Source organism: Streptococcus pseudopneumoniae (genome assembly GCF_038148935.1).
GTDB classification, from domain to species: domain Bacteria; phylum Bacillota; class Bacilli; order Lactobacillales; family Streptococcaceae; genus Streptococcus; species Streptococcus pseudopneumoniae_U.
This window is the reverse complement of sequence record NZ_JBBJZX010000245.1, coordinates 1-287: the sequence shown is the minus strand read 5'-3', so window position 1 is coordinate 287 and position 287 is coordinate 1. Positions and strand designations below refer to the sequence as shown.

General features: G+C 36.9%; 1 protein-coding gene. It reads right to left on the bottom strand.

All coding sequences use genetic code 11. The features are described from left to right. Nucleotides 1-287, bottom strand: a 287-nt coding sequence (locus WKI42_RS10820; protein WP_368081919.1) for a YfhO family protein, incomplete at both ends; no start/stop codon positions are given.

Sequence of the window (287 nt, the reverse complement as noted above, 5' to 3'; positions counted from 1 at the left end):
CGGAGATTGAGATTAGTCCCAGAGGATTTAAACCCAAGTTTATCCAAAGTAGAGCTTGCTGAACGATTTCGAACAGATGAAAATTGAGAGATTCCATTGTAGTTGAATTTCATACTGTCATTTCCTGTCTGAGTCTCTAGTTTCTCAGTACGAGTAAATTGATTTCCAATATATGTTGAGAAAGATTCCATAGCTGGGATATCTCGATTATATGCACTTCGAGAAGCAAAGCCCCATTCTTTAGCAATTCCGTCCATTTGAGATGAAGCATTTAAACTTATTTCAAC